Genomic DNA, 2,516 nt, shown 5'->3' with positions numbered 1-2,516 from the left:
GTGAGCTTACGAGAGCATAGCTCAACTTCTATTTTTCGATCTGATTTAATGACTGCGACTAATTCATCAGGACGCAAACATGTCGAACCAAGATCAACTTATCAACGTTGTTGCTGCATTTGAGCAATGGCGTAAAAATAGAAACGGACGTCAAGTCCCAACGCCAACGCCTTTGCGTAAACAAGCCGTATCATTGCTTAATACCTATTCTTCCTCCAAGATCATTGCAGCGTTAAGGATCAGCGGCACTCAGCTAAAACGGTGGAGTGAATCACTTGATTTACCAGAGCTATTGCCCGAATTTGTCCACCTTCCAATGACTCCCCAGCCACAAAACGAGCAACTTAATGTCGAGCTGAGCTTTACCTGCGGCGACCGGTTATGCCTTTCGGGCGATGTCTCATTGAGTATGATCACATCGATGATCAAGGCAATGAAATCATGATCCAATTAACTGCCCAAACAACCATTTTACTCGCAACAAAACCCGCTGACTTTCGCTGTGGCATCGATGGCTTAGCGGCGGTTTGCCGCCTTCATCTCAAGCAAGATCCCCGTTGCGGCACCTTATTCGTGTTTATTAACCGCAGCAAGACCATGATCAGAACCTTAGCGTATGACGGCACAGGTTTTTGGTTAATGACCAAGCGATTATCCAAAGGGAAGTTTACCGGCTGGCCCAAGGGTAATAGCACAATGAATGCGATCGAATTAAGGAGCCTGTTAAGTGGAAATGATCATTCACATTTTCAAAAAATTAACTAAGTTTTTTATAAGGTGTCGGCTTGATTTCTGATCAGGAATCTCTATCCTGTGACCACTTATTTTTGGAGTTATCCCGTTGAAACAGACCTACACTGACATTGATACCGATGCGCTTGATGCGTTAATAAAGCGGGTAGCTCAAGCCAAAGAGCATGACTTGGCCCTAACGCCTGATGATTGTCAGTTGCTGCTCGATGCGTTGTTGACGTTAGCGAGTATGCAGGAACACCTTGCCAGCAATAAAGTCACCATTGGCAAACTGCGTAAACTCGTTGGCATGGTCAAGTCCTCTGAAAAGCTTCAGTCCAGTCTGGCGCAAAACAGGGCGAAAAAATCAGGTAAAAAGAAGCGCAATAATAACGCCAATGCGTCTGCTAAAGTAAAACCTGAGATTAAACATCATAAAATGACTGATGTCGCCAAAGGGGATAATTGCCCGCAATGTGACAATGGCAAGCTTTATAAATATGAGCCGGCCACCTTGCTACGCATTGTCGGCCAAAGTCCGTTCCAACCAGAGCAACATGTGATGGAGCGGCTGCGCTGTAACACTTGTGGCGCTTATTTTACGGCACCATTACCCGCTGATGTGATGGATGATGGCCCGGCCAGGCAGAAATATGGTTACTCGGCCCGCTCCATCATGGTCATTGCTAAGTACGGCATGGGTTCACCGTTTTATCGCCAGGGCAGCTTGCAAGATTTACTCGGTGTGCCCATCACCGCCTCCACTATTTTTGACCAAACCGAAGCGTGTTCAAACCACATTTATCCGGTATTCAAATACTTATTAAAACTAGCCAGCGACGCCCATCATTATTACCTGGACGATACGACCAACCGTATTCTTGATTTGAAATCGGTTGAGAAAAAGCGGCGTAACAGCAACAAAATGCAAACCCGAACAGGAGTTTATACATCGGGGGTTATCGCGAGTATTCAAGGGGGTCATCAGCTCACGTTATTCGAAACCAATATAGGTCATGCCGGTGAGTTTATCGACAGTATCTTGCTTCATCGTAAAAACTCACTGCCACCGCCGATTTTAATGTGTGATGGTTTGACGAGCAATCGGCCAACGGTTACTCATGTCGAATTGTCATTATGTAACAGCCATGCCAGACGACAATTTTATGATTTACTGAGTCTGTTTCCTGAGCAAGTTGAGCATGTGATCACCAGGTACAGTGAAATATGGCAGCGTGAAACGCACATTGAGGAACAACAGCTCGATGATGCTGCCCGGCTCAATTACCATCAAACACACTCGCTCCCCGTGATGGAAGAAATCCTGCACTGGGGGCAGGCGTTGCTGCGTGGCGATCAAGAACTAAGTGCTGTTGAAGAGAATAGTTCATTGGGTAAGGCTATCCGCTATTTTATCAAACATTATGACGGACTGATTAAGTTTTGCCGGATTGAAGGTGCTGCGTTGGATAATAATCTGATGGAAGCTCAGCTAAAGCTTGTCGTTCGCAACCGAAAAAATGCCCAATTTCACAAAACATTGGCCGGTGCCAGCATCGGTGATGTAATTACATCCCTAATAGCCACTTCGGCGGCAGCAGGTATTAATGCCTTCGATTATTTTAACGTATTACAGCGAGAACACGTGAAAGTAGCCGAAAATCCTGAGCATTACCTCCCTTGGAACTACCAACAAAATCAAGAGATAACTCAGTCATAGACTGGGTTAGCGCCATTCTAAATAACTCAACTTGCCATGTCACACTATCCCGCCGTAAGCTCAC

3 protein-coding genes are annotated in these 2,516 nt (G+C 45.7%); all 3 read left to right on the top strand.

Going from position 1 to position 2,516, the window contains the following annotated elements:
- Window positions 1–79 precede the first annotated feature (79 nt).
- The 3 genes from ND16A_RS21145 to ND16A_RS04045 all read left to right on the top strand — a co-directional run bounded on the left by ND16A_RS21145 (window position 80) and on the right by ND16A_RS04045 (window position 2,452).
- Complete coding sequence (locus ND16A_RS21145; RefSeq protein ID WP_033078707.1) at window positions 80–445, top strand: hypothetical protein; 366 nt, start codon at window positions 80–82, stop codon at window positions 443–445.
- Entirely contained in the window at window positions 442–765 is a 324-nt protein-coding gene (gene tnpB, locus ND16A_RS04040) for an IS66 family insertion sequence element accessory protein TnpB (RefSeq protein ID WP_033078706.1), read from the top strand. Before ND16A_RS21145 ends, tnpB begins: the two co-directional genes overlap by 4 nt.
- A gap of 76 nt (window positions 766–841) precedes the next feature.
- Window positions 842–2,452, top strand: a complete 1,611-nt coding sequence (locus ND16A_RS04045; RefSeq protein ID WP_033078705.1) for an IS66 family transposase — start codon at window positions 842–844, stop codon at window positions 2,450–2,452.
- Window positions 2,453–2,516: the final 64 nt, after the last annotated feature.

This window comes from Thalassotalea sp. ND16A (assembly GCF_000764205.1).
Classification (GTDB): Bacteria; Pseudomonadota; Gammaproteobacteria; order Enterobacterales; family Alteromonadaceae; genus Thalassotalea_A.
Note: the sequence above shows the minus strand (reverse complement) of the source record. Positions and strands in the feature narration are given on the sequence as shown.

What these genes read in the sequence shown, in the direction of transcription:
- ND16A_RS21145 (WP_033078707.1), top strand. Translation starts at nt 80, where the DNA reads ATGTCGAACCAAGATCAACTTATCAACGTTGTTGCTGCATTTGAGCAA.
- tnpB (WP_033078706.1), top strand. Translation starts at nt 442, where the DNA reads ATGATCCAATTAACTGCCCAAACAACCATTTTACTCGCAACAAAACCC.